Origin of the sequence: Asanoa sp. NPDC049573, assembly GCF_040676615.1 — a bacterium.
In the GTDB taxonomy this organism is placed as follows: domain Bacteria; phylum Actinomycetota; class Actinomycetes; order Mycobacteriales; family Micromonosporaceae; genus Asanoa.
Map to the genome: position 1 here is coordinate 243,495 of NZ_JBFAPI010000010.1, position 25,282 is coordinate 268,776.

At 72.1% G+C, this 25,282-nt stretch carries 21 protein-coding genes; 16 read left to right on the top strand and 5 right to left on the bottom strand.

Annotation, left to right across the window (positions count from 1 at the left end; all coding sequences use genetic code 11):
• Positions 1 to 56 precede the first annotated feature (56 nt).
• Genes AB0J74_RS23210 through AB0J74_RS23220 form a run of 3 tightly spaced genes read left to right on the top strand, consistent with a single transcriptional unit; the run spans position 57 to position 2,187 of the window.
• Positions 57 to 1,016 (top strand): MBL fold metallo-hydrolase, encoded by a 960-nt coding sequence (locus tag AB0J74_RS23210; protein ID WP_363451184.1) that lies wholly within the window; start codon positions 57 to 59, stop codon positions 1,014 to 1,016.
• Entirely contained in the window at positions 1,013 to 1,561 is a 549-nt protein-coding gene (locus AB0J74_RS23215; protein WP_363451186.1) for a DUF4232 domain-containing protein, read from the top strand. Before AB0J74_RS23210 ends, AB0J74_RS23215 begins: the two co-directional genes overlap by 4 nt.
• Positions 1,558 to 2,187 carry a LysE family translocator gene (locus AB0J74_RS23220; RefSeq protein ID WP_363451188.1) on the top strand — a complete coding sequence of 210 codons (630 nt, stop codon included), beginning with the start codon at positions 1,558 to 1,560 and terminating at the stop codon, positions 2,185 to 2,187. The genes AB0J74_RS23215 and AB0J74_RS23220 overlap by 4 nt, the downstream gene beginning before the upstream one ends.
• Positions 2,188 to 2,197: 10 nt before the next feature.
• On the opposite strand, the gene AB0J74_RS23225 is transcribed toward AB0J74_RS23220, so the two are convergent.
• Entirely contained in the window at positions 2,198 to 2,986 is a 789-nt protein-coding gene (locus AB0J74_RS23225; RefSeq protein WP_363451190.1) for a class I SAM-dependent methyltransferase, read from the bottom strand.
• 368 nt (positions 2,987 to 3,354) lie between these two features.
• Here AB0J74_RS23225 and AB0J74_RS23230 point away from each other — a divergent pair, with 368 nt between their 5' ends.
• From AB0J74_RS23230 to AB0J74_RS23245, 4 genes are all read left to right on the top strand, one after another.
• Entirely contained in the window at positions 3,355 to 6,432 is a 3,078-nt protein-coding gene (locus AB0J74_RS23230; RefSeq protein WP_363451193.1) for a family 16 glycoside hydrolase, read from the top strand.
• Between the two features lie 16 nt (positions 6,433 to 6,448).
• Complete coding sequence (locus AB0J74_RS23235) at positions 6,449 to 7,636, top strand: multicopper oxidase domain-containing protein (protein ID WP_363451195.1); 1,188 nt, start codon at positions 6,449 to 6,451, stop codon at positions 7,634 to 7,636.
• A gap of 35 nt (positions 7,637 to 7,671) precedes the next feature.
• A complete protein-coding gene (locus AB0J74_RS23240) occupies positions 7,672 to 11,658 on the top strand; it encodes a ThuA domain-containing protein (protein WP_363451197.1) in 3,987 nt (1,328 codons plus the stop codon).
• A gap of 103 nt (positions 11,659 to 11,761) precedes the next feature.
• Positions 11,762 to 12,901 (top strand): multicopper oxidase domain-containing protein, encoded by a 1,140-nt coding sequence (locus AB0J74_RS23245; RefSeq protein WP_363451199.1) that lies wholly within the window; start codon positions 11,762 to 11,764, stop codon positions 12,899 to 12,901.
• A gap of 3 nt (positions 12,902 to 12,904) precedes the next feature.
• On the opposite strand, the gene AB0J74_RS23250 is transcribed toward AB0J74_RS23245, so the two are convergent.
• Complete coding sequence (locus AB0J74_RS23250; protein ID WP_363451200.1) at positions 12,905 to 14,038, bottom strand: anhydro-N-acetylmuramic acid kinase; 1,134 nt, start codon at positions 14,036 to 14,038, stop codon at positions 12,905 to 12,907.
• A gap of 93 nt (positions 14,039 to 14,131) precedes the next feature.
• Here AB0J74_RS23250 and AB0J74_RS23255 point away from each other — a divergent pair, with 93 nt between their 5' ends.
• Both AB0J74_RS23255 and AB0J74_RS23260 read left to right on the top strand, forming a co-directional pair.
• On the top strand, positions 14,132 to 14,683 hold the full coding sequence (locus tag AB0J74_RS23255) for a peroxidase-related enzyme (RefSeq protein WP_363451253.1): 552 nt from the start codon (positions 14,132 to 14,134) through the stop codon (positions 14,681 to 14,683).
• A gap of 68 nt (positions 14,684 to 14,751) precedes the next feature.
• Positions 14,752 to 15,594: an NmrA family NAD(P)-binding protein gene (locus tag AB0J74_RS23260; RefSeq protein ID WP_363451202.1), complete on the top strand. Its 843-nt coding sequence runs from the start codon at positions 14,752 to 14,754 to the stop codon at positions 15,592 to 15,594.
• Here the strand turns inward: AB0J74_RS23260 and AB0J74_RS23265 are convergent.
• Positions 15,557 to 16,072, bottom strand: a complete 516-nt coding sequence (locus AB0J74_RS23265; RefSeq protein ID WP_363451204.1) for a hypothetical protein — start codon at positions 16,070 to 16,072, stop codon at positions 15,557 to 15,559. The two genes, AB0J74_RS23260 and AB0J74_RS23265, sit on opposite strands and share 38 nt — an antisense overlap.
• Before the next feature lie 217 nt (positions 16,073 to 16,289).
• Between AB0J74_RS23265 and AB0J74_RS23270 the strand changes: the two genes are divergently transcribed.
• The 3 genes from AB0J74_RS23270 (at position 16,290) to AB0J74_RS23280 (ending at position 19,694) form a co-directional block, all read left to right on the top strand.
• Positions 16,290 to 17,801: a M1 family metallopeptidase gene (locus tag AB0J74_RS23270; RefSeq protein ID WP_363451206.1), complete on the top strand. Its 1,512-nt coding sequence runs from the start codon at positions 16,290 to 16,292 to the stop codon at positions 17,799 to 17,801.
• Positions 17,802 to 17,865: 64 nt separating this feature from the next.
• A complete protein-coding gene (locus AB0J74_RS23275; RefSeq protein WP_363451208.1) occupies positions 17,866 to 18,381 on the top strand; it encodes a sigma-70 family RNA polymerase sigma factor in 516 nt (171 codons plus the stop codon).
• A complete protein-coding gene (locus AB0J74_RS23280) occupies positions 18,378 to 19,694 on the top strand; it encodes a hypothetical protein (protein WP_363451210.1) in 1,317 nt (438 codons plus the stop codon). The genes AB0J74_RS23275 and AB0J74_RS23280 overlap by 4 nt, the downstream gene beginning before the upstream one ends.
• Before the next feature lie 12 nt (positions 19,695 to 19,706).
• On the opposite strand, the gene AB0J74_RS23285 is transcribed toward AB0J74_RS23280, so the two are convergent.
• The gene (locus AB0J74_RS23285; protein ID WP_363451212.1) at positions 19,707 to 20,075 is read right to left on the bottom strand and encodes a hypothetical protein; all 369 of its coding nucleotides are present in this window, start codon (positions 20,073 to 20,075) and stop codon (positions 19,707 to 19,709) included.
• Positions 20,076 to 20,192: 117 nt separating this feature from the next.
• On the opposite strand from AB0J74_RS23285, the gene AB0J74_RS23290 reads away from it, so the two are divergent.
• The 4 genes from AB0J74_RS23290 to AB0J74_RS23305 are packed head-to-tail and all read left to right on the top strand — an operon-like array spanning position 20,193 to position 24,237.
• Positions 20,193 to 21,725, top strand: coding sequence for an arylsulfotransferase family protein (locus AB0J74_RS23290; protein ID WP_363451214.1), 1,533 nt, complete (start codon positions 20,193 to 20,195; stop codon positions 21,723 to 21,725).
• A 50-nt stretch (positions 21,726 to 21,775) separates the two neighbouring features.
• Entirely contained in the window at positions 21,776 to 22,948 is a 1,173-nt protein-coding gene (locus AB0J74_RS23295; protein ID WP_363451216.1) for a glycoside hydrolase family 3 N-terminal domain-containing protein, read from the top strand.
• An 18-nt stretch (positions 22,949 to 22,966) separates the two neighbouring features.
• Entirely contained in the window at positions 22,967 to 23,710 is a 744-nt protein-coding gene (locus AB0J74_RS23300; RefSeq protein WP_363451218.1) for a phosphotransferase, read from the top strand.
• 29 nt (positions 23,711 to 23,739) lie between these two features.
• Positions 23,740 to 24,237, top strand: a complete 498-nt coding sequence (locus tag AB0J74_RS23305) for a YcxB family protein (RefSeq protein ID WP_363451220.1) — start codon at positions 23,740 to 23,742, stop codon at positions 24,235 to 24,237.
• A 7-nt stretch (positions 24,238 to 24,244) separates the two neighbouring features.
• On the opposite strand, the gene AB0J74_RS23310 is transcribed toward AB0J74_RS23305, so the two are convergent.
• Entirely contained in the window at positions 24,245 to 25,255 is a 1,011-nt protein-coding gene (locus AB0J74_RS23310) for a Gfo/Idh/MocA family oxidoreductase (protein WP_363451222.1), read from the bottom strand.
• Positions 25,256 to 25,282 lie beyond the last annotated feature (27 nt).

A 25,282-nucleotide genomic window follows, 5' to 3' on the forward strand; every position in this document is an offset into this window, starting at 1 on the left:
CGATTTTAGATCTTGGTCTTGGACGCGGGCCGCCCGGTGATGATGGGCTGCACCTCATGACTGACACCCGCATCCACCGCCGAGGACTGCTGCGCACCGCCGCCGCCGCGACCGGACTGGCCGCCGCGGGGGCGGCCGGATTGACGAGCCCCGCCGACGCCGCGCCGCGCCCATGGAACAAGGGGGCGGCCACCTTCCGCTGGTTCGGCACGGCCGGCTGGCGGATCGACATCGGCGCCCGGACGGTGCTCGTCGACCCCTACCTGAGCCGCTACCGGACCGGGCTGTTCGACGGCGCGATGGACCCCGCCACCCCGCTGACCGTCAACGCCGCGACCGTCGACGCCCACGCCGGCCGCCCCGAGACGGTGCTGGTGACCCACTCGCACTGGGACCACTTCAACGACGTGCCGCACATCGCGACCACCACCGGTGCGCGGGTGCTGGGCACGCTGACGACCTACCAGCTCGGCCTCGCGTCCGGCATCCCGGCCGCCCAGCTCGGCCCGCTCAAGGGCGGCGAGGTGCTCGACTTCGGCGACTACACCGTCGAGGTGGCCGCGTCGCTGCACAGCCGCAACGCCGGCTACTCGGTCGGCATCCCGGGTGTGCGGCTCAGCCAGCCGCCGCGACCGACGACGGTGGCCGACCTGCCGGAGGGTGACACGCTCGCCTTCCTACTCACGATCGCCGACGGGCCGTCGGTGTTCTTCATGGGCGCCAGCGACTTCGTCGCCCGCAACGTCGACGGGATGCGGCCCGACATCGCGATGGTGGCGATGGCCTCGAGCACCGCGACCCACGACTACGTGCCGCGGCTGCTCGACGCCCTGGGCCACCCGGGCGTCGTGGTGCCGGTGCACTGGGACAACTTCGAGACGCCGCTGACCAACCCGCCGGCGGTGGCCCCGGCCGACCGCGAGCGGCTGTCTGCGATGATCAACGAGATCCGGCGGGTCGCGCCGCGGACCCGGATCGTCGTCCCCGACTACCTGACCCCGTACACGTTCGCATGACATCTCGCACCACCCGGGCGTTGCTCGCCGCCGCCAGCCTCGTGCTGCTGGCGGCGTGCGACGCCGCGCCACCGCTCCCGCCGCCCGAGCCGCCACCGGCGTCGCCGAGCGAGCCGGCCTGCCCCGACGGCTACCAGATCTCCGGCGACCAGGTCGAGGCCGCAGCCGGCCTGCGCGCGCTCGGCATCACGTTGCGCAACTGCGGCACCAGCCCGTACCAGGTCGACGGTTTCCCGGTCATCACCATGCTCGACATGTACGGCCGGCCCATGAAGATCACCGTCGGCACCGGCTCGGAACCGGTGAGCTCGCCCGACGTCTGGGACCGCCCGCCCAGGCCGATCGACGTCGCACCCGGCGAGACCGTCCGGGCCCGGGTGCTGTGGCGCAACACGGTCACCGACGGCGAGTCGGTCACCGGCGCACACCTGACCGTCGCGCCGGCGAAGGGCGCGCGGGCCCAACTGCTGACACCCGACGGCGGGATCGACGTGGGTACGACGAATCGCCTGGCCGTCAACGCCTGGACTAGGGTCGACCGGTGAACTGGGGTTCCTACGCGTCCTTCGTGGTGTTCGCGCTGATCCTGATCGCCATACCCGGCGCCGACTTCGCGGTCACTGTGCGCAGCACGCTGGCCGGCGGCCTGCGCCAGGGCCAGTGGAGCGCGGCCGGCATCGCCACGTCCAATGTGGTCCAGGGGTTGCTCGCGGTGGCCGGCCTGGGCGCGGTCATCGTGCACATCGAGCCGCTCTTCCAGGCCGTCAAGTGGGCCGGCATCGGCTACCTGCTCTACCTGGCCGCCCAGTCGTTCCGGTCGGCCTGGCGGGGCGAGTACGCGTCGCTCGGCGGCACCGCGTCCGGCGCCGCCGGTAGCGCCTGGACCGGCTGGCGGCAGGGCTTCCTGTCCAACATCACCAATCCGAAGGTGCTGGTCTTCTACCTCGCCGTGCTGCCGCAGTTCCTCGGCTCCGGCACCCCGGTCGTGGTGCTCCTGGCGTTCGCGCTGACCCACGCCGCCCTCGGCCTGCTCTACTCGCTGCTGGTCGTCGCCGGGCTGCACCGGGTGCGCGGGGTGCTGCGCCGCCGCCGCGTCCGCCGCGCGATGGACGTGGCCACCGGCACCGCCCTGACCGCGTTCGGCGCGAGGCTGGCCGCCGAGAACGTCTAGCTCCTCTCGATCACTCGGGACCCGGCCTGACGGGGCGACCCCACACGACCGTCGCGATCGTCGGCAACGACAGCGTGCCGTCGGGTAACACGTGGTCGCGCACCAGGCCCTCGATCGCCGCGTCGAAGGCGCGGGCTTCGTCAGCCGGCATAATCTCCCTGGCCAGCGACGATGTTGAATGGAACTGCTCGATGTAGGCCGCGACATCCTGCACGAACGGTGTCGGCGGCGTGTCGTGTCGTCCGATGATTTCCCAGTGGCCCTGCCGGGCCAGCTCGGCCGGCAGCGAGAAGCCGCGGTCGTAGGCCTGGTTGCGCGAGTAGCGGGCGATGACCGGGACCAGCGCCTCCTGCCACGGCAACCGGTGGTAGGACTGCTCGACCACCGCCAGCACCGCGCCCGGTGCCAGCACCCGGCCCAACACCGCGAAGGTCCGCGGCCAGTCCATCCAGTGCAGGCTCGCCCCGGCGGTCGCCAACCCGAACGGCCCGTCCAGCGACTGCGACTCGACGGCCGTGACGTGCCAGACGGGGAGGTCACCGCCGGACCGGGCGCGCCCGGCCGCCACCATCGCCGCCGAGATCTCCAGCGCGTCCACCCGGTCCACGAGGGACGCCAGCGGCCGCGCCAGGGCACCCTCGCCGGCACCGAGGTCGAGCACGACCCGCGGCGACCCGACGACCAGCGAGGTGAGCAGATCGAAGACCGCGGGCGGGTACGGCGGCCGGTGTGCATAGGCGGCGGCGACGCCGGCGTGCTGGAACGACGCCGCGAACAGGCTCCTGTCGGCCGAGGTCACGGGTCCACTGTGCCAGATGGACGTCGGATGAATCCTCCCGACGGATGCTAACGATCGACGAGGGCCCCACTTTTGTCGGTGAAGATGAAAGTCTGCTCTAGACAATCGAAAGATGTGGACATGTTGATGATCAGCGATTAGGGTCGGCTCCAGACCACGTTGTTTCATCGATGTGACGAACGTGTGAGCAGTGCACCTCGCGCGCCGTCGCGGTCCGTCCCCGACCCCCCACCAGACATCGCCGACCCGCAGCCCGGGTGGGTGAGGTCTGCCTTGCCATGTCCTCTGTCGGTCGACTTGCGGAAGGTATGCCGGACATGCCCATTTTCTCCAGGCGCAGTTCCGTGCGACGTGGCACGCGAACGCGTTTGCTCGCCCGCCTCGTCGGCGGTCGGTTCAGCCGGCCCTCGGCGGCGTTCGCGGCCGTCACCGTCATGCTCGCCAGCGGGGTGCTGGCCGGGCTCCTGTCGGGCACCGGCCCGGCCGGCGCCGACCCGAAGGCCGCCGCCCCGGCCCAGTTGCAGGCCCAGGTGCTCACCTGGACGGCCGCCGACAGCTTCCAGGCCTACGCGTCCGTGCCCACCACCGCCGTCGCGGGCCCCACCACCATCGTCTTCGAGAACAGCGCGGCGACCGGCAACACCACGGGGATGCAGCACACGCTGACCTTCGACACCGGCGACCCGCGCTACAACAACGACGTCAACATCAACATCGTGGCCGATCCGTCCGACGGCAGCGGGGGCCGGCACACCGTCGACGTGGTGCTGACACCGGGCACCTACCACTACTTCTGCTCGATCCCCGGGCACGGCCAGATGACCGGCCTGCTGGTGGTCACCGGCGGCGGCGGCGACACCACCGCGCCAACCGTGTCGGCGCAGGTCGCGGGGGAGCGCGACGGCGACGGCAACTACATCGGGGCGGCAACCGTGACGGTCGACGCGACCGACGCCGACTCGGGCGTGGCCCGGGTCGAGTACGCGCTCGACGACGGGCCGTTCGGCACCTACTCGGCGCCGGTCACCGTCAACAGCCCGGGCGCGCACACGGTGCGGTTCCGCGCGACCGACGTCGCCGGCAACACCTCGCAGATCGGCTCGACCCAGTTCACGGTCGTGCAGCCGAACGACGACACCACCCCGCCGACGGTGACCGCGGCGGTCGACGGCGACCAGGACGAGAACGGCGCCTACATCGGCACCGCCACCGTCACGATCACCGCCACCGACACCGGTTCCGGTGTCGCCACCGTCGAATACTCGCTCGACGGCGGCGCCTTCGCGGCCTACACCGCGCCGGTCACGGTCAGCGGTGCCGGCCAGCACACCGTGCAGTTCCGTGCCACCGACGAGGCCGGCAACACCGCCAGCCCGCAGTCGGTCGCGTTCGCCGTGGTCGACGCTCCCGGCCCGGACGACACCGCGCCCGAGGTGACCGCCACGGTCGCCGGCGAGCGCAACGACGACGGCGCCTACGTCGGCACCGCGACGGTCACCGTCGCCGCCACCGACGCTGACTCGGGCGTCGCCACGATCGAATACTCGCTCGACGGCGCGCCCTACGCGGCCTACACCGCGCCGGTCGCGGTCACCCAGCCGGGCGCACACACGCTCAGCGCCCGCGCCACCGACGAGGCCGGCAACACGTCGGAACCGGAGACGGTCACCTTCACCGTCGCCGACACCACCGGCCCCGACACCACCGCGCCGACCGTGACCGCCGCGGTCACCGGCGACCAGAACGAGAGCGGCGCCTACCTCGGCAGCGCGACCGTCACGATCACCGCCGCCGACGCGGAGTCCGGTGTGGACATCGTGGAGTACGCGGTCGACGGCGGTTCCTACGCCGCCTACCTGGCACCGGTCACGGTCAACACGGTCGGCCAGCACACGGTCACCTTCCGGGCGACCGACGAGGCGGGCAACACCTCGGCGCCGGGCAGCGTGCGGTTCGCGGTGGCCGACGCGCCCAACCCCGATAACACTCCGCCGGCGGCCACGGCGACCGTGACCGGCACCCGCGACACGGCCGGCGCTTACGTCGGCGCGGCCACGGTGACCCTGGCGGCCACCGACGAGGGCTCCGGCGTCGACAGCATCGAATACTCGCTCGACGGCGCGCCCTACGCGGCCTACACCGCGCCGGTCACCGTCAACCAGGTCGGCGCGCACACCCTGAGCTACCGGGCGACCGACAACGCCGGCAACGCCTCGACGCCGCGGACGGCAACCTTCACCGTGGTCGCGGTGCCCAACCCGGACACCACGGCGCCGACCGTCAACGCCGCCATCGCCGGACAGCTCGACGGCAGTTGGTCCTACGTCGGCAGCGCCACCGTCACGCTCACCGCCAGCGACACCGAGTCCGGCCTGCTGCGCGTCGAATACGCCCTGGACGGCCGCGGCTACCTGGTCTACACCGGCCCGGTCACGGTCAACAGCGCGGGCGTGCACACGTTCAGCTACCGGGCCACCGACCGGGCCGGCAACGTCTCCGGCACCGCGTCGACCACGTTCACCGTGGTCGAGAGCGGCCCGCCGGCGCCGACCTGCACGGTCGCCGACAACCGGACCACGGTCTGGATGGGCACGCATAACACCGGCGTCGCCAACCGGGTCGTGGAGCGCGGTTGCAGCATCAACGACCTGGTCCTCGACGAGTCGCCGTGGGCCAGCGCCGCCGAGTTCGTCGCGCACGTCACCGAGCTCGCCGACCGGTTGCACAGCCGGGGCTTCATCCCGCTCAAGGACCGCAACGGCCTGGTCAGGGGTGCCCGGGAGAGCAACGTGGGCAGGTCCGAGGCGGTGCAGGGCTACACACCGCTGCTCGACACCAAGGCGGCCTCGTTCAAGCTCTGGGAGCAGGTCGGCGCCGGTGGCTTCCGCCGCAACGCCGACGGCTCGATCAGCAGCCAGCCGGTCGACGGCCTGGGCATGCTCTGGTTCCCGGTCCGCACCTACGGCGACTTCTCGCTCAAGCTCCAGTGGCGCGACGACGCACCCGGTGAGGGGCGCGCCAACAGCGGCGTCTTCGTCCGCTTCCCGCAGGTGCACCAGCACCCGCAGGAGCCACGGCCGGAGTGGGTGGCCATCAAATACGGCCACGAACTGCAGATCTTCGACAGCCCGAGCGGCGACCAATACAAGACCGGCTCGGTGTACGGCTTCGACCAGGTCAACCTGGCCGACGCGGGAGTGACGGCCAAGGGCACCTGGAACGACTACGAGGTCCGGGTCGTCGGGCAGCACTACTCGGTCTTCCGCAACGGCAAGCTGATCAACCAGTTCACCAACGGCCCGGGCCAGCTCTTCAGCCCGCCGCGGGCCGACGACCCGGGCACCGACGGGCGGCAGAACGCCGAGGGCTACATCGGCCTGCAGAACCACAGCGCGGCCGACGCGGTCAGCTTCCGCAACGTCCGCATCGCACCGCTCACCCCGTAGGCAAAGGACAGGACCAGTGGAGAAGGAAACCTCACGTCTGGGTTCGGTGGGCGGTCCGCGGCTGATGGCCGTCGCGATCCTCGCCGTGACGCTGGTCGGCGCGGGGGTCCTCCGGTTCGGCGGCCTGTCGGCCGCCGCGCCGGGGGCGCCCGCCGCGGTCCCAGCGGTCAGCGCACAGCAGAAGGCGGAACTCGCGGCCCTCGCGCCGGGCGACCGCCCGGACGGCTGCGTCCAACCCGACCGGCGCATCCAGCTGTACGCGGTCGAGTTGCCCCGTGACAACAACCAGATCCGGCTGGGCTACGGCCTGACACCGGAGACCGCCTCGTACCCCGGGCCGCTGATCGAAATGATCGAGGGGGAGTGCCTGGCGATCACTTTGCACAACGACGTCCCGGCGGCGACCCTGGAAGCGCTCCGCCAGGATCCCAACCACCCGCTCGGTGTCTCGCTGCACACCCACGGCGTCAAATACACGCCGGCCTCCGACGGCACCATCCACACCGACTCGTGGGTGCCGCCGGGCGGGCAGCGCACCTACATCTGGTTCGCCAAGCCCCGCAACGCGACCACCGGATCGCAGGGCACGGCCGGCTACTGGTGGTACCACGACCACATGGTCGGTGGTCCACATGGGACCCGCGGCCAGGGTTCGGGCCTGTTCGGCGGGCTCGTCGTGCGCCGGCAGGGCGACCTGCGGCCCAACCGCACCTACGTCACCGCGTTCGGCGACCTCCAGTCGATCAACCTCAAGCGCGGCGCGGCGACCGACACCTGCGACCCCGCCAACCCGGTGCCCGGCCCCACCTGCCTGATCGCCGAGCCCGGCGAGCGGGTCGAGTTCCTGGTCATCGGCATGGGCAACGACATGCACACCTTCCACCTGCACGGGCACTCCTGGGCCGACACCCGCACCGGGATGCTCGACGGCAGCAACAAGGCCCTGGCCGACTCGGTGCCGGTCATCGACAACAAGGCCCTCGGGCCCGGCGACTCGTTCGGCGTGACCGTCGTCGCCGGCGACTCCGTCGGAGCCGGCAACTGGATGCTGCACTGCCACATGCAGTTCCACTCCGACCAGGGCATGGCCACGATGCTGCACGTCCTGCAGCCGGACGGCACGCTCGCGCCGCACAGCGCCGACCACGTGCCGGCGGCGGACGCGGCGGACACGACCGCGGCGCACGCAGGACATAACCAATGACCACAGGATTCCGCGAGCCTCACGAAGGAGCAGGAATGGCCTACCGAAAGCGGCGTCGGGTCGCCGCAACGGCGCTGCGTCGCGCGTTCGCGCTGACGTCGGCCGCCGTGCTGACGCTCGGCATCTTGTCCGGGCCGGCATCCGCGCCGGCCGCCGCGGCAGCGGCGCCGACCTGGGGTGCCAGCGCGGTCAACGTGCTGGTCTTCCACGGCCCGTCCGACCAGCAGGACGACCCGATCGCCAAGGCGGTCGCCGCGGTCCGCAAGCTCGGCACCGAGAACGGGTTCACCGTCAAGGAGTCCAGCGACCCGGCCGTGTTCACCGCCGACAACCTGGCCAGATATCGCGGCGTCGTGTTCCTGTCGGCCAACGGCGTCACGCTCGACGACGGCCAGGAAGCGGCGTTCCAGGCGTACGTCAAGGGTGGCGGCGGTTTCGTCGGCGTCCACGACGCGGCCCGGGCCCAGCCCGCGTCCGAGTGGTTCACCGGCCTGATCGGCAGCCGGCCGGCGCCGAGCCTGCCCAACGCCGAGAAGGTCGTGGAGCGCGCGGCCAGCGGCGAGAACGCGCCCAACGAGGGCATCGCCCAGCTCTTCGACGGCTCGACCGGCACCAAGTGGCTGGTCCGCACCAACACCGGCTGGGCGCAGGGCAAGCTGGCCGCCCCGACCGTGGTCAACCGCTACGCCCTCACCTCGGCCAACGACTTCCCGGGCCGGGACCCGAAGAACTGGAAGCTCCAGGGCTCCAACGACGGGCAGAGCTGGACCGACCTCGACACGCGTACGAACGAGGTCTTCCCGCAGCGGTTCCAGACCCGGCAGTTCTCGTTCACCAACACCACCGCCTACCAGTACTACCGGCTGGACATCTCGGCCAACAGCGGTGAGCCGCTGATCCAGCTCGCCGAGCTGTGGCTGATCGGGCCGGACGCGGGCCCCCCGCCGGAGAGCAACGTGCAGCAGGCGACGGTCAGCGTCACCGACCGGCAGCACCCGGCCAACAAGGGCCTGCCGCTGACCTGGACCCGCTCGGACCAGTGGATCAACTGGGACCCGAACCCCACCGGCACGGTGCAGACCATCGCCCAGGTCCAGGAGAACACCTACAACGCCGGGCTGAGCGGCAACGGCGCCTTCCACCCGATCTCCTGGTGCCGCGACTACGACGGCGGCCGGTCCTTCTACACCGGCATGGGACGCACCGAGGCGAGCTACACCACCGACACGAAGTTCCTCGGCCACCTGCTGGGCGCGATCCAGTGGACCACCGGCCTGGTGCGCGGTGACTGCCAGGCGACCATCGCGTCCAACTACAAGGTCGAGCGGCTGACCGCGGCCAACCAGCCCGGCCAGCTCGACCAGATCGGCGAGCCGCACGGCCTGACCATCGCGCCGGACGGCACCGTCTTCTACATCGGCAAGGCGGCCTGCCCGAGCGGCCCCGTCGTCGACTGGAACGACCCCAACGTGGGCCTCGGCTGCGGCACGATCCACTCCTGGGACCCGCGGACGAAGCAGGTCAAGCTCCTCACCACGCTCAAGGTGATGGGCAACCGGGGCAGCGGCAGCGAGCTGGTCAAGAACGAGGAAGGTCTGGTCGGCATCACGCTCGACCCGAACTTCACCGACAACGGCTGGTTCTACGTATTCTGGATGCCGCACGAGTCGATCGACCGGGTCAAGCGGGTCGGCCAGCGGACCGTGTCCCGATTCACCTACGACAAGGCCACCCAGAGCATCGACCAGGCCACCCGCAAGGACCTGCTGCACTGGGACACCCAGATCCACAGCTGCTGCCACGCCGGCGGCGGCATGACCTTCGACGAGTCCGGCAACCTGTTCATCGGTTCCGGTGACAACAACTCGTCCGGCGGCTCCGACGGCTACTCCGGCAACAACTGGACCGAGGAGTTCGCGGGGCTGTCGTTCCAGGACGCCCGGCGCACCGCCGGCAACACCAACAACCTCAACGGCAAGATCCTGCGGATCCACCCGGAGGCGGACGGCACCTACACGATCCCCGACGGCAACCTGTTCACCGGCCAGGAGGGCGGTGGCGGCAAGGCCCGCCCGGAGATCTACGTGATGGGTGTGCGCAACATCGCCCGGATCGCCTGGGACAAGGTCAACCACTGGCTGACCGCCGCGTGGGTCGGCCCCGACGCCGGGGCGCCGAGCCCGGAACTGGGCCCGGCCAAGTACGAGACCGCGACGATCATCACGCAGCCCGGCAACCACGGCTGGCCCTACTGCATGGGCAACCGGCAGCCCTACCGCGACCGCAGCAACACCGACGCGACGGTCCTCACCGGCTGGTACGACTGCGACAACCCGAAGAACGAGTCGCCCCGCAACACCGGTCTGGTCAACCTCCCGCCGGTCCGCGACAACATGATCTGGTACTCGCCGCAGGGCGGTGGCCCGGTCTTCCCGAAGCGCTCCGACGGCAGTGGCCTGCCGACCTACGTGCAGTCGCAGACCACCTACACCCAGCCCTACCTCAGCGGCGGTGGTCAGGCCATCATGGACGGACCGACCTACCACCGCTCGCAGGTCGACGTGAACAGCGGCGTCGCCTGGCCGGCACACTGGGAAGACAAGTGGTTCATCGGTGACGAGTCCAACGGCAACAACCGCGTCGCCATCACGGTCGACCCGGCCACGGCCAAGCAGGCCGGCGCGCCCGCGTTCGCCGAGGACCTGCGCCGGATCATCCCGCCGGGCACCAACGGCACCACCCAGCTCCAGTCCTGGATGGACGCCAAGTTCGGCCCGGACGGCGCGCTCTACATGCTCGACTACGGCGGCGGCTTCTTCACCCTGCACGGCAACCAGAAGCTGATCCGGATCACCTACCAGGGCGGCCAGGCGACCCCGAACCCCAGCTTGGCCACCGCGATCTCGGCGACCCCGGGCACGCCCCGCACCATCGCGTTCTCGAGCAACCGGGTCGGCGGCGTCGCCTGGCAGTGGGACTTCGGTGACGGTACGGCGGGCTCCACCGCACCGCACCCCAAACACACCTACAAGCGCTACGGCACCTTCGAGGCCACGCTGAAGGTGACCTACGCCGACGGTGAGGTCGTCACGTCGAAGATCCCGGTCACCGCCGGCTGCACCGCGCCCGACGCCCGGCCGACGGTCTACATGCTGGAGACCGACACCGGTGTGGCCAACCGCCAGGTCGGCGGCGGCTGCACGATCAACGACCTGATCGACGACGAGACCACCTGGCCCAACCGGGGCGCCTTCGCCGACCACCTCGAGACGGTGATCGCGGAGCTCACGGCCGCGCATGTCGTCGACACCAAGGAGGCCAACACGCTGCGGCGGGTCGGCACCCAGTCGCCGATCGGCGCGACCAACGGCTACCAGACCCTCTTCGACGGCACGGCCTACTCCCTGGCCGGCTGGCGGCAGGCGCCCAGCGGTGGGTTCGGCCTGCGGCCGGACGGTTCGATCCGGAGCACCGGCGGGCTCGGCATGCTGTGGTACGCGAACCAGCAGTTCGCCGACTACTCCATCCGGCTGCAGTTCAAGGACGTCGCACCGGAGGGCTTCCGGGCCAACGGCGGTGTGTTCATCCGGTTCCCGGACCCGCGGACGCCCTTGGAGCAACGGCCACCGGGCAGTTGCGGCACGGTCGGGTCGGCGCGTTCGTCGCAGGCCTGGGTGGCGATCTACTGTGGACACGAGATCCAGATCTACGACGGTGACACGGGCGAGCCGCAGAAGACCGGCTCGGTCTACAACTTCGACCCGAACACGCTGGCCCAGGCCGGCGTGACGGCGAAGAACGTCTGGAACGACTACGAGATCCGGGTGGTCGGCCAGCACTTCACGATGATCCGCAACGGCGTGGTGATCAACGAGTTCGACAACACGCCGGGCAAGCAGTCGTCGCGTGCCGGCGACCCGCCGACCGACCTGCGCCAGTTCCTCAGCGGCTACATCGGTCTGCAGAACCACAGCAACAACGACCTGATCGAGATTCGCAACGTGCGGGTGCGCACCTACTGATCCAACACCGGTGATGGCCGGGTACGGGCGACGCCCGTACCCGGCCATCTTGCCGTCGGCGCGGCAAACGGTGCAGGTCAGCGGCGTCGTCGTAGGCTCGGACGTGGCACGTGCGCAGAAGGAAATCTCACGTCTGGGATGGGCGAGCGCGCCCCGGCTGCTGGCCGTGGCGACCCTCGCCGTGACGCTGGTGGGCGCGGGGGCGCTCCGCTTCGGGGCTCAACCGGCAGCCGGGCCACCCGCCGGGGTTCGGGCTCGACAGGCGGTCGCGGCGGCGCCGGCCGCCCAGCCCGACGGCTGCGCCAAGCCGACCCGGACGATCCAGCTCTACGCGGTCGAACTGGCCAAGGACCCCACCACCAGGCAGGTCCGGTTGGGCTACGGCCTGACGGCGAAGACGGCGTCCTATCCCGGGCCGACGATCGAGATGACCGAGGGGGAGTGTCTCGCGGTCACCCTGCACGACAACGTCTCGTCGGCCACGCTGGAGTCGCTGCGCGGTGACAGCGTCCACCCGCTCGCGGTGTCGCTGCACGCCCACGGCGTCAAATACACCGCGTCGTCCGACGGCACCCTCGGGACCAACTCCTACGTCGCGCCGGGCGGCCAGCGCACCTACTACTGGTACGCCAAGCCGCGCGACCCGGCCACCGGCGCGCAGGGCACGGCCGGCTACTGGTGGTACCACGACCACATGGTCGGCGGTCCACACGGGACGGCGGGGGTGGGAGCGGGCCTGTTCGGTGCACTGATCGTGCGCCGGCAGGGCGACGTCAAGCCGGCCCGGACCTACGTGACCGCCTTCGGCGACCGGCAGACCATCAACCTGCGGCGCGGCTCCGCGACCGACACGTGCGACGCCACGAAGCCGGTCGCCGGCCCGACCTGCCTGATCGCCAAGCCCGGCGAGCGGGTCGAGTTCGTGGTCATCGGCCTGGGCAACGACATGCACACCTTCCACCTGCACGGGCACTCCTGGGCCGACACCCGCACCGGGACGCTGGACGGCACCGACAAGGCGCTGGTCAACGCGGTGCGGGTGATCGACAACAAGACCGTCGGCCCCGGCGACTCGTTCGGCGTCCAGGTGGTCGCCGGCGACTCGGTGGGCGCCGGCAACTGGATGCTGCACTGTCACATGCAGTTCCACTCCGACCAGGGCATGTCGACGATGCTGCACGTCCTCAACGCGGACGGCACGGTCGCGCCGCACAGTGCCGACCACGCGCCGTCGCACCTGTGACGGTCATTCCATCTCCAGCCGCCGGGGGAGTGTCGCCAGCGGTGCCGGAAGCCGCAGCGGCACGGCGCCGGGGGTGATCGCGCCGAGCAACCGCCCGCCGGTGGCGCCGGTCGCGGCCGGCACCGCGCCCGGCAGCCCGTGCCAGGTGAGCCAGCCGATCAGCGCGAAGAGCACCGCCTCCTTCGCGTCGGCCGGCAGACCCAGGTCGTCGGAGGGCACCAGGGTCACCCCGGGCGCGCGGGCGGCGAGGCGGGCCAGCAGCGTGCGGTTGCGTACGCCGCCGCCGGAGACCAGCACACGGTCGAGCCGGTGGCGGCGGATCTCGGCGCCGACCGTCTCCGCGGTCAACTCGGTCAGCGTGGCGAGCAGGTCGGCCGGCGGGTAACCGCCGGCACCGTCGAGATAGGCCGCCGAGAACAGTTCCTTGCCGGTCGACTTCGGCGGCGTACGCGCGTAGTAGGGCTCGACCAGCAACCGGTCGAGCAACTCGGTCCGCACGGTGCCGCTCGCGGCCAGGGCACCGCCCCGGTCGTAGGGCTCGCCGGTGACGGCCAGCGCGGCCGCGTCGATCAGCGCGTTGCCCGGCCCGGTGTCGTAGGCGCACGCCTCACCCGGCACCGCGACCGTGAGGTTGGCGATCCCGCCCAGGTTGACCGCGCCCCACCGCCCCTCCCGGCCGGCGAGCAGCATCAGGTCGAGCACCGGCACCAGCGGCGCGCCCTGGCCCCCCGCGGTCACGTCGCGCACCCGCACGTCGGCCACCACCGGCAGCCCGGTGCGCTCGGCGATCCAGGCGGGCTGGCCGAGTTGCAGGGTGCCGTCGGTGGCCGCGTGGAACAGCGTCTGCCCGTGCGAGCAGATCAGGTCGGCCGGCCCGGCCGCGTCGAGCACCGCTGTCGCCGCTCGGGCGAACGCCTGCCCGAGCATGGTGTCGAGCGCGCAGACATCCCCGAGGCGGACCTTGCCGGGTGGCAGTGCGGCCCGGATCGCCGCCCGCAACCCCGGCGGGTAGGGCGCGGTCGCGTGGTGCAGCAGCCGGGCGCGTAGTGCGTCGCCGCCCGGTGGCACCGAGAACGCGACCAGCGCCGCGTCGATGCCGTCGTGCGAGGTGCCGGAGCTCAGACCCAGTACACGCATCGACCCACCCTGTTCCCCCTCGGTGCTGCGCGTCAATCGGTCACGGGCGGAGAATGGGCACCGTCAGCGTGCCGGCCGGAGGAGAGTGACGTCATCGCACACATCGACCTGGGTTTCGACGAGAAGCAGGCGCCCGGGATCACCGGGCTGCTGCGCTACCGGCCGGAGACCGCCGGGCCGCTGAACGCGCTCGCCGACGCGCTGCTGCGGGCGCCCAACTCGCTCTCGCGGGGCGAACGGGAGTTGATCGCCGCGCAGGTGTCGGCCCTCAACGAATGCGCCTTCTGCCGCGACTCGCACTCCGCGTTCGCCGCGGCGCAACTCGAGCCCGGCATGGCACTGGTCGAGCAGGTGCGGGCCGATCCCGACGCGGCACCGATCTCGGCCAAGCTGCGGGCCCTGCTGCGGATCGCGGCGGCGGTGCGCGACGACGGCCGCGCGGTGACGCCGGCGCTGGTCGCCGCCGCGCGGGACGCGGGGGCGACCGACGTGGAGATCCACGACACCGTGCTCATCGCGGCCGCGTTCTGCATGTTCAACCGCTACGTCGACGGGCTGGGCACGTTCGCGCCGGACGACCCTGGCGCCTATGCCGCGTCGGCCCAGCGGATCGTCGAGTTCGGCTACGTGCCGCCGCCGGCATGAGACGCCCGCGTATGCGGGCGAGCGTCTGAGCCATTCAGGCGCGCGCCCGCGCGGGCTGTACTCGACGCATGACATTTCTTGTGATCGGCGGAACCGGCAAGACGGGCCGGCGGGTCGTGGACCGGCTGACCGACCGCGGCGTCGCGGTGCGGGTCGGTTCGCGCACCGGCACGCCCCGCTTCGACTGGGCCGAGCGGGACACCTGGGCACCAGCGTTCGCCGGCGTCCGGGCCGCGTACGTCACCTTCTATCCCGACCTGGCCGTGCCGGGCAGCCCGGCGCTGATCGGCGACCTGGCCCGGGTCGCGGCCGCGGCCGGCGTCGAGCATCTCGTGCTGCTCTCCGGGCGCGGCGAGGAGGAGGCGCAGGCCAGCGAGGCCGCCTTCGCGGCGGCGGTGGAAGGCACCGGCACGGCGTGGACGGTCGTGCGGGCCAGTTGGTTCATGCAGAACTTCAGCGAGGCGTTCATGGCCGACGGCGTGCGCGACGGCACGCTCGTGCTGCCCGCCGGCGAGGTGCCCGAACCCTTCGTCGACTGCGACGACATCGCCGACGTGGTGGTCGCCGCCCTCACCGGTGACGCGCCGGCGGGCCGGGTCTACGAGGTCACCGGGCCGCGGGCGTTGACCTTCGCCGAGGCGGCGCGGGAGATCGCGAAGGCCGGCGGGCGCGAGGTGACGTTCGTGCCGGTGCCGCTCGACGCCTACGCGGGCGAGTTGCGCGGGTACGGCGTACCCGAGGAGGAGATCGGTCTGATCGTCTACCTGTTCGGTGAGGTGCTCGACGGCCGCAACGCACGCACGACGGACGGCGTGCGCGACGCCCTGGGCCGGGCGCCGCGCGACTTCGCCGACTATGCCCGCGACGCGGCGGCTAGCGGTGCGTGGGAACCGGCGACCGCCGGCGGGTGAACAGGAGCGCCAGCCCGCCGGCGAGGGTCAGTGCCGTTCCGGCCAGGAGGGTCGGCCAGACCGGGCCGCCGGTGACCGGGAGGCCGGCGGCGCCCTCGTACGCGTAGACCACCGAGGCCGATCCCGTCGGCGTGGTGACGAGGAGTTGGGTCTGGATCCGCGAGCACGGCGGAGCGGTGAAGGTGAGCTGGTTGCCGGCCTGGTCGACCTCGACGTCGGCCGGTGGAATGTCGACGTCGCAGAGGCGGACGCCGGTCTGGCCCGGCACGAACCCGACGCCGTCGACGGTGATGACGAAGCCGCCCCGGGCCGACCCGAAGTCAGGGTCGACCATGTTGATGCCCACGATGGGTTCGGGCGACGCCGAGGTCGCGGACGGGGTGGGGCCGGGATGGGCGGCGGCCGCGGCCGCCGGGCCCAGGCTGGTGAGTGTGAGCGCCAGCAGGGCGGTCGACAACGCCCGCCTGAAGTTCCTCATGGTTTCCCCCGTTGTGTCAGGCCGAGTGCTGCTGACCGGAACAACGAGGAGGTGAATGCGGACGTTACGGGCAATTCGCGCCGCCCAAAGCCCCAGCTCACCGGGGTAGGGATGTCCCTCGTCCTGGCCCTCGACCGTCCGGCTGCGGGCAACCGGCCGCGCCACCCGGCGGGTTCCCTGGTTGCACGGACCCAACACCCCCCATGGGAGGACGTCTATGCACAGGCAGCGCACCAGGGCCGTCGCGGCTGTCGCCGCCGGCCTGCTCATCGCGGCCCTCGCCGCACCAGCGTCCGCGTCGGCCGGGCCGCGCTTCACGCCCGGCGCACCGGGCGTCGGTGATCCCTACTACCCGACCTACGGCAACGGCGGGTACGACGTCAGGCACTACGACCTCGACGTCCGCTACGACCCGGCGACCGACCGGCTCACCGGGCGGGCGACGATCCGCGCCCGGGCCACCCAGAACCTCTCCTCGTTGAACCTCGACCTGGTCGGCCTCACCGTCGACGCGGTCAAGGTGGACGGTCGCGTGGCGACCTGGTCGCGGGACGGCCACGAGCTGACCGTCCGGCCGCGTAGCGGCCTGCGCGACAACCGCCTCTTCTCCGTCGAGGTGCGCTACCACGGCGTACCCGAGACGTTCACGCTTCCCGGCACGCCCTTCGAGGCCGGGTTCATGCACACCGACGACGGTGCGGTGATCGCCGGCCAGCCCGAGGTCGCCGCCGCGTGGTTCCCGGTCAACGACCATCCCCGCGACCGGGCCACCTACTCCTTCGCGATCACCGTTCCCGCGGGCCTGGAGGTGATCTGCAACGGCCTGCCGCTCGGCGACACCACCCGCGGCGGCTGGACCACCTCGCGGTGGGTGCAGCTGACTCCCATGATCAGCTATCTGGCGACGGCCACGATCGGCCGGTTCGACGTGGACACCACCTGGCACGACGGCCGGCCGACGATCATCGCGATCGACTCCGACCTGCCGCCCGGGTTCGCCGACGACGCGGTGGGCCGCACCGACGAGATCACCAACTTCCTGGAGACGAGGTTCGGGCCGTACCCGTTCGAGTCCAACGGCGCGATCGTCGACGACCACCCGCCGCTCGCGTTCGCGCTGGAGAACCAGACCCGCTCGATCTACGCCGCGAGCTGGTTCGCGCCGGGCGTCGACCCGTTCGAGACCGTGGTGGTCGCGCACGAACTGGCCCACCAGTGGTTCGGCGACCTCGTCGCGGTCGACCGCTGGCAGGACATCTGGCTCAACGAGGGCTTCGCGACGTACGCCGAGTGGCTGTGGCTCGACCACCTCGGCGCGGCGACGCCGCAGGACATCTTCGACGACCTCTACGCGGCGCCGCTGTCGGCGGCCTACTGGGACCCGCCGCCCGGCGACCCCGGCATCGACGAGCTGTTCGACGACTCGGTCTACACGCGCGGCGGGATGACCCTGCACGCGCTGCGGGTCACCGTCGGCGACGACGCGTTCTGGCGGATCGTGCGGGCCTGGCTGGCGAAGAACCGGCTCGCGACCGGCAGCACGGCCGAGTTCATCGCGCTGGCCGAACGGATCTCCGGTCGGCAGCTCGACGCGCTGTTCGACGCGTGGTTGTTCCAGCCCGGCAAGCCGCCGCACCCCGGTGGGCCAGCGACGGCGGCACGCAAGGCCGAAACCGGCGCGGCCGGATACGTCGAGCGGCTGCTGTCCGGCGGGCGGCGCGCGCACTGACGTGGGTCGGGCGGTGCCCCCAGCCGGGCTCGGGGGCACCGTCGCCGATTTCCACTGCCACCATGTGCAACGAAACCCGACGCTCGGGCGACTATGCGAGGTGGTGGTGGAGACCAGTGCGCGGGCCGACGTGTTCGACACGGTCTACGCGGCGCACTATGCCTCGTTGATCCGGCTCGCCTACGTGACGATCGGCAGCATGCCGGCGGCCGAAGACGTCGTGCAGGACGTCTTCGTCGAGTGGTACCGGCGGATCGAGCATGTCGACTCGCCGGCCGCGTATCTGCGTCGTTCCGTGGTCTTCCGGTGCTCGTCGTGGATTCGCCGCCGGGTCCTCGAACGCCGGCACGCCGGCACGTTCGACCAGCCGGCTGTGGTGCCGCCCGACCCGCGAGCGGTCGCCGTCCGCGCAGCGCTGGCGCGGGTGGCGCCGCGCTACCGGATGGCGCTGTTTCTGCGCTACTACCTGGACCTTTCCGTGGCGGAGGTCGCCGAGACGCTCGACTGTCCGCTCGGCACGGCCAAGTCGCTCCTCCACCGCGGCCTGGCACTCATGCAGGAACACCTGGAGGACAGATGATCTCCGAAGACCGGGTCGCGGAGAGCATCCGGGCCGCCGTCGACGCGATTCCGGTCGAGCCGCCCCCGGCCGGAGCCATCCGGGCCCGCGCCACTGTTCGACGCCGCGCACCGCGCCGGACCGCGCGGATGTGGCCGGCCGCGGTCGCGACCGCCGGCGTCTTCGCGATCGTGATGGCGGCGACGGTGGCCCTGTCGGGCCCGGCGACCGCGCCCGGCCCGGCGACCGGTTCCAGCGCCTACCGGCTGCCGCGCAGCGTCACCGGAGCGGCCGAGACGGCGCCGGTTTCGACGGATCCGCCCGGCCGCGCCATCGTGCTGTTCGTCCGGGGCGGTCAGAAGGTCGTGCTCGCGACCGACGGGGTCAGCTTCCGCCGCCTCGACGTCGCCGACGAGAACCAGGCCGCGCTGCTGTCGCCCGACGGCCGCGCGGTGGTGCTCAGCGACCCGACGGCAACCACCGGGAGGGTTGACGTCGTCGATCTCGGCACCGGCGCGGTCACGCGGTACGCCATCGCCGATCCGCTGGCTCTGCGTCCGTTGGCGTGGTCGCCCGACGGTCGCCGCGTCGCGTTCGCGACGCAGGTCGCGCCCCCCTGGAACGGCGCGGGGCCGGCCGGTGTGAGCGTGCTCAACCTGGACACCCGGGCCATGGTCGCGGTCGCCGACCCCCGACCGGATACCGGCCTCGGCCATGTCTACGGGGCGTTCACCCCGACCGGCACGGGCGTGCTCGTCTCGGCCGGGGCCGAGCCCGGCTGCAGGCTTCGGCTCTATCGGGTGGACCAGCCGATGCCGGCGGATCCGATCGCGGTCGAGGCGCTGGACGACCGGTGTGGCGAGGTGGCGGCCTTGAGCGTGCATCCGGCGCCAGACCGCGCCGCGACCGACGGCGTGCCGCCGATGACGGTGGTGGTGGGTGAGTTCCTGGGCAACACCCGGCGGCTCAGCCTCCGCGACATGCCGTTCGGCATGTCGGCGGCTCCGTCGGCGACGATCGAGCTCGGCCCGGATGACCGGGTGCTCGGCTGGGACGGCAGCGACGGGATCTATGTGGCCTCGACGAGCGAGGTGACCAGGGTCTCCGTCGACGGCCAGAGCCGCACGACGCTGGTCGTCTTCCCCGCCGACCAGGTCAGCGGCTTCCAGGTCGCCGTCGAGCTCGTGCCGCAGAGCACGCCGCTCGTTCCCGAACCACAGCTCCTGCCGTTGTCGCCGCTGCGGACGGCCGCGATCATCGTCCTGGTGCTGGGCCTGGCCGCCCTCGTGGTGCTGACCCTGCTGTGGCGCCGGGCGGTGCGGTGGACGCGCTGACCCTTCGCGGCTTCAGCTCGCGTCGACGATCGCGGCGAGCAGTTCGGCGCCCGAGCGCATCCGGGCCGCCGCGTCGACCTGACCGAGGCGCTCGTACTGCGCGGCCGCCGCCATCCGGTCGGCGGCCTCGGCCCGGACGATCCGCAGCATCTCCTCGGTGTCGAGCTCGCGCCGGGGCACCTCGGCGGCGCCAACGCCGGTCACGCCGAGCGGCTGGCTCGACCGCACGCCCAGCGACACGCCCGGCACCGATTCGGCGTTGTCGATCGCCGCGATCGCCGAGCGGAGCGCGCCCGCCGCCACGGCGTCGCGGGCCCGCAGGGCGTCGCGGAGGGTGCGGCGGAGCCGCTCGCGCAGGGCGCACGGTTCGGTGGTGGGCACGGCGGTAACGCTAAGCCACTTCGGGGCGCGGTGCTATGCCGGTCCGGTGGCGGCGTTCAGCCAACGGACAGGTTCTCCCCGGCTTCCGGTCAGCCGGGGGCGGCAGTGTGTGTTCCGATGACCGACAACGCACGCCCGCCGGTGACCCGGCGCCGGCTTCTCGCGGGAGGCGGTGGCCTCGTAGCCGCGGCGGCGGTGGGTGGCGGCGGCTTCGCCTGGGGCCGCTCCGGCCGCACCGCCACCGCCGACCCGTCCGCACCCACCGCCGCGCCGCACGCCTTCCATACCCGTCCCGACCTCGCCATCCCCGTCGTCGACGTGCGGACGACCGGCCCGACCGCCGGCGGACTGGTCTTCCTGACCCCCGCCGCCGGCGGCGGTGGGCGCGGCCCGCTGCTGGTCGACGGCGCCGGCCAGCCGGTCTGGTTCCGCCAGGTCACCGGCCCCGGGGTGATCGCCGTCGACGCGCGGGTCCAGCAACTCGGCGGCGAGCCGGTGCTGACCTGGTGGGAGGGGACGATCGACCCGAAGTACGGGATCGGGTCCGGCGAGTTCGTGATCGTCGACCGGGCCTACAAGGAGATCCGCCGGCTGCGGTCGCCCGGGCCGACCCCGGCCGACCAGCACGACCTGCTCATCACCGCCCGGGGCAGCGCGATCTTCTTCTGCTACGAGCCGGTGGGCGCCGACCTGAGGTCGGTCGGCGGGCCGGCGGACGCGGCGCTGGTCGACTGCGTGCTCTACGAGGTCGACGTGGCGACCGGCAAGATCCTGTTCCGCTGGCGTGGCCGCGACCACATCGGCGTCGACGAGTCCTACGCACCGGCGCCGTCCGGCGCGACCGCCCGGGTCCCGTACGACTATCTGCACGCCAACTCGCTGACCGTCGACACCGACGGCACGCTGGTCATGTCGGCCCGGCACACCTGGACCATCTACAAGATCGACCGCGGATCGGGCGCCATCCGGTGGCGGCTGGGTGGCAAGCGGAGCGACTTCACGATGGGGCCGGACGCGGCGTTCGCCTGGCAGCACGACGCCCGCCGGCGCTCCGACGGCACGCTCAGCCTCTTCGACAACGAGGCCGGCGTCACCACCCGGTCCTCCGCGTCGCGGGGCCTGATCCTCGCGGTCGACGAGACGGCCCGCACGGCCACGCTGGTCCGCGCGCTGGCCCATCCCGACGCGCTGCTCGCGCCGAGCCAGGGTTCGGTGCAGGAGTTGCCCGGCGGCGGGTCGCTGGTCGGTTGGGGACAGCAACCCCGCTTCACCGAGTACGCCGCCGACGGCACCCTGGTCGCCTCCGGCGCCCTGCCGGCTGACAACGGCTCGTACCGGGCGTACAAGTTCGACTGGTCCGGCACCCCCGACGATCGGCCGATGGTGGCCGCCGTCCGCGGCACGGGCGAGGCGGTCACGGTCTACGCGAGCTGGAACGGCGCGACGGCGGTGCGCCGCTGGCGGGTCCGCGCCGGGACGCAGCCGGACAAGCTGGCGGTCGCGGCGACCAGCGGCCGCGACGGCTTCGAGACGGCGCTGTCCCTCACCGGGCCGGCGGTCTTCGTCGCGGTCGACGCCCTCGACGCGAACGGCCGTACCATCGGCTCGTCCCCGGTCACCGCCGTCCCGCCCGCGGCCGCCGCCGGCTGAGCCCATCGATATGCGCGCTTGGCCCGAAGATCGGCCGTAGCGTGGATCGGGTGAGGAATGTCTCCGTGACCCGCCGGCGCCTGCTCACCGGCGTCGGCTCGGCCGTCGTAGCCGGTCTGGCGGGCTGCGGTGCCAGCACGGCCGAAACGCCGCCGCGGCGGTCGACGCCGTCACCCACACCGAACCGCGTCTCCGACGAGGCCGCGCTGCGACGCAAGATCGCCAGCCTGCTCGTGGTCGGTTTCCGCGGCCAGACCGTCGACAGCAACGACTGGATCGTCAAGGCGATCCGGGACGGCCTCGGCGGCGTCATCCTCTTCGACAAGGAGATCGCGACCGACGCCCCGCGCAACATCACCTCGCCGGCACAGGTCACCGCGCTCGTGAAGAGCCTGCGGCAGGCGTCACCCGGCCGGCTCATCGTCTCGATCGACCAGGAGGGCGGGCAGGTCGCCCGCCTCAACCCGAGCAACGGCTTCCCGGCGACCCAGTCGGAGGCCGAGATCGGTGCGCAGAACTCACCCGCCGTGACCCGGGCCTGGGCGCAGCAGATCGTCAGCAGCCTCACGTCGGTCGGCGTCACCCTCAACTACGCGCCGGTCGTGGACCTCAACCTCAACCCGAACAACCCCGCGATCGGCCAACTCGGCCGCAGCTTCTCCGCCGACGTGGGCGTCGTCGTCAGCAACGCGACGGAGGAGATCCAGGTCCACCGGGCGGGCGGCGTCAAGACGTCGCTCAAGCACTTCCCGGGCCTCGGCACCGCCACCGCCAACACGGACTTCGACGTCGTCGACGTCAGCAGCACCTGGACGCCGAAGGAGCTCCAACCGTTCCAGCAGCTGATCAGCAACGGCAGCGCCGACTCCGTTCTCGTCGCACACCTGCTGGCCAAGCAACTCGACCCGAAGCTCCCGGCGTCGCTGTCGAAGGCGGTCGTCACCGACCTGCTGCGCGGCCAGCTGGGCTTCAAGGGCCCGGCCGTCAGCGACGACATGCAGGCCGCCGCGATCACCCGGCAGTTCGGCCTGGACCAGGCGGTCGCGCTCGGCCTCGAGGCCGGCCTCGACCTGCTCGTCTTCGCCAACCAGCAGGTGTACGACCCGAACATCGTCGGCGAGACCCTCGACAACGTGGTGAACCTCGTCCGCACCGGCCGCCTCACCGAGGCCCGGATCGACCAGGCGGTGGCGCGGGTCGACACCCTCCGTCCGCCACGCTGACCCACGCCCGCCCGTAGCATGTGGCCGGTGGGCTGGGAGGCACTTGATCGGTGGGGTGACGACGTCGTCCGGATCCAACCACTGACCGGCGGGGTCGCCAACGACGTGTGGAGCGTGCGCGTCGGCGGGCGTCCCGCGGTCGGTCGGCTCGGTGCCCGCAGCGACGCCGACCTGGCCTGGGAGACCGGGTTGATGCGGTTCCTCGACCGCGCGGGCCTGACCGTGCCGGTGCCGATCCCGACCACCGACGGCCGGCTGTTCGTCGACGGTCTGGTGGTGCTGACCTATCTGGACGGCGGTCCGCCGGAGACGCGGGCCGACTGGCGCCGCGTGGCCGGCACCCTCCGCGAACTGCATTCGTTGACGCGCGACTATCCGCAGCGCCCGGGGTGGCGATCGTCGACCGATCTCCTGCACGCCGAGACCGGCACGAAGGTCGACCTCGGCGCGATGCCCGCCGAGGGCGTCGCCCGCTGCCGAGCGGCGTGGGCACGGCTGACCGGGCGGCCGACCTGCGTCGTCCACGGCGACTCCAACAACGTGGGAAACGTGCGGATGACCGCGCACCAGGTCGGTCTGATCGACTGGGACGAGGCGCACGTCGACGTTCCCGACCTCGACCTCGTCCTGCCCGACAACGCCGCCGGGCTCGACGAACGCGCGTACGACGTCGCCGCGCAGGCGTCGGCGGCCTGGGAGGCCGCCGTCTGCTGGGACGACGATTACGCGGTCCGGCGGCTCGCCGAGGTTCGCGCCGTCTGAGCGATCCGCGGTGGCACTATCGTTCTGACGTGCACATCCGTTTTGACGTCCCGGCCGATCCGGCCTACCCGGGCCGGGTGGCCGCCGCGCTCGGCAGCGCCGGGCTGCGCAAGTACTTCTACGTCGGCGCCGTGTTGACGCTGGTCGGTGTGATCTTTCTTGCCCTCGCACAGGGTTCCGGCTGGGGCGAGCGGATCTCGCCGCTCTACATCGCGATGATCGTGGGCGGCGTGGCGGCGATGCTCTTCGGTCCGTTGGTGCGGCTGCGCGCCCGCCGCCGCTCCGGTCGCTACGCCGTCGAGGGCGGCTACGACATCACCGACGACAACATCATGATGCGCAGCGGCACCGAATCCGGCGGCATCGCCTGGGACGGCGTCACGCGGGTGACGCAGACACCCGAGTTCTGGATCGTCTACGTCGGCCGGATGCCGGCGACCGTGATCCCGCGCCGCCTGATGTCCGCCCAGGACGACGAGACGCTACGAACCTTCCTCGCCGAGCGTGAGCTGCTCGAACCTCGCTGAGATCGGGTCAAAGGCTGATCGTGGTGCCGGTCGCGGCGCTGACCCGGGCCGCGTCCAGGACCTCGGTGGCGCGCACGACGTCCCTCGGGTCGACGGGGACCGCGGCGTCGCCCCGGACGGCGGCGGCGAAGGCCGGGTAGTAGGTGTCCCAGCGGCCGCGTTCGGTCGGCACCGGCTCGCCTGGGCCGCCGCGGTGGAGGCGACCCCAGCGGCTCTCCGGCTCGGCGCCCCACCGCTCGCCCTCGGTCGCGGGCGTGCGGCCGGCGACGAGTGCGGCCTCCTGGCCGTCGACGCCGTCGACGATGTAGGTGCCGGTCGTGCCGGTGACCCGGAATCGTGGGCCGGGGGCGCCCTGGACCCAACTGCCCCAGAGGTGCGATTGGACGCCGCCGGTGTGTGCGATGGTGACGAAGAAGTCGTCGTCGAGCCGGTGCCGGGCGGCCATCCGCGCGTAGACATGGTCCGCCGGGCCGAACAGCAGCAGGGCCTGGTCGACCAGGTGCGCGCCGAAGTCCCGCAGGGTGCCGCCGCCGGCCGCGGGCGGCCCGGGGTCGGGGGAGAAGCGTTCGAACCGTGACTCGAAGCGGCTGACCTCACCCAGCGCCCCGCTCTCGATCAGGCGCCGCACGGTCAGCAGGTCGGAGTCCCAGCGCCGGTTCTGGTAGACGCTGAGCGCGACTCCGGCCCGCTCGGCCGCGTCGATCGCGGTGCGGGCCTGCGCGGCGTCCATGGCGAAGGGCTTGTCCACCACGACCGCCATCCCGAGCCCGATCGCCTCGAGTGCGAGCGGAATGTGGGTGTCCGCCGGGGTGGAGATCGCAACGGCTCGGACACCGTCGGCGGCGAGCGCCGGCAGGGAGTCGTATGCCGCGACGCCGGGATGGTCCGTCTCGAGCTCGGCCCGGCGGTCGACCGACCGGGTCACCACGCCGGCGAAGTCGATGCCGGGGGCCGACATGAGCAGTGGCGCGTGGAAGTAGCGGCCACCGAACCCGTAGCCGACCAACCCGAATCGCATGTGCGAGCTCCGTCCTCGAACCCCGCG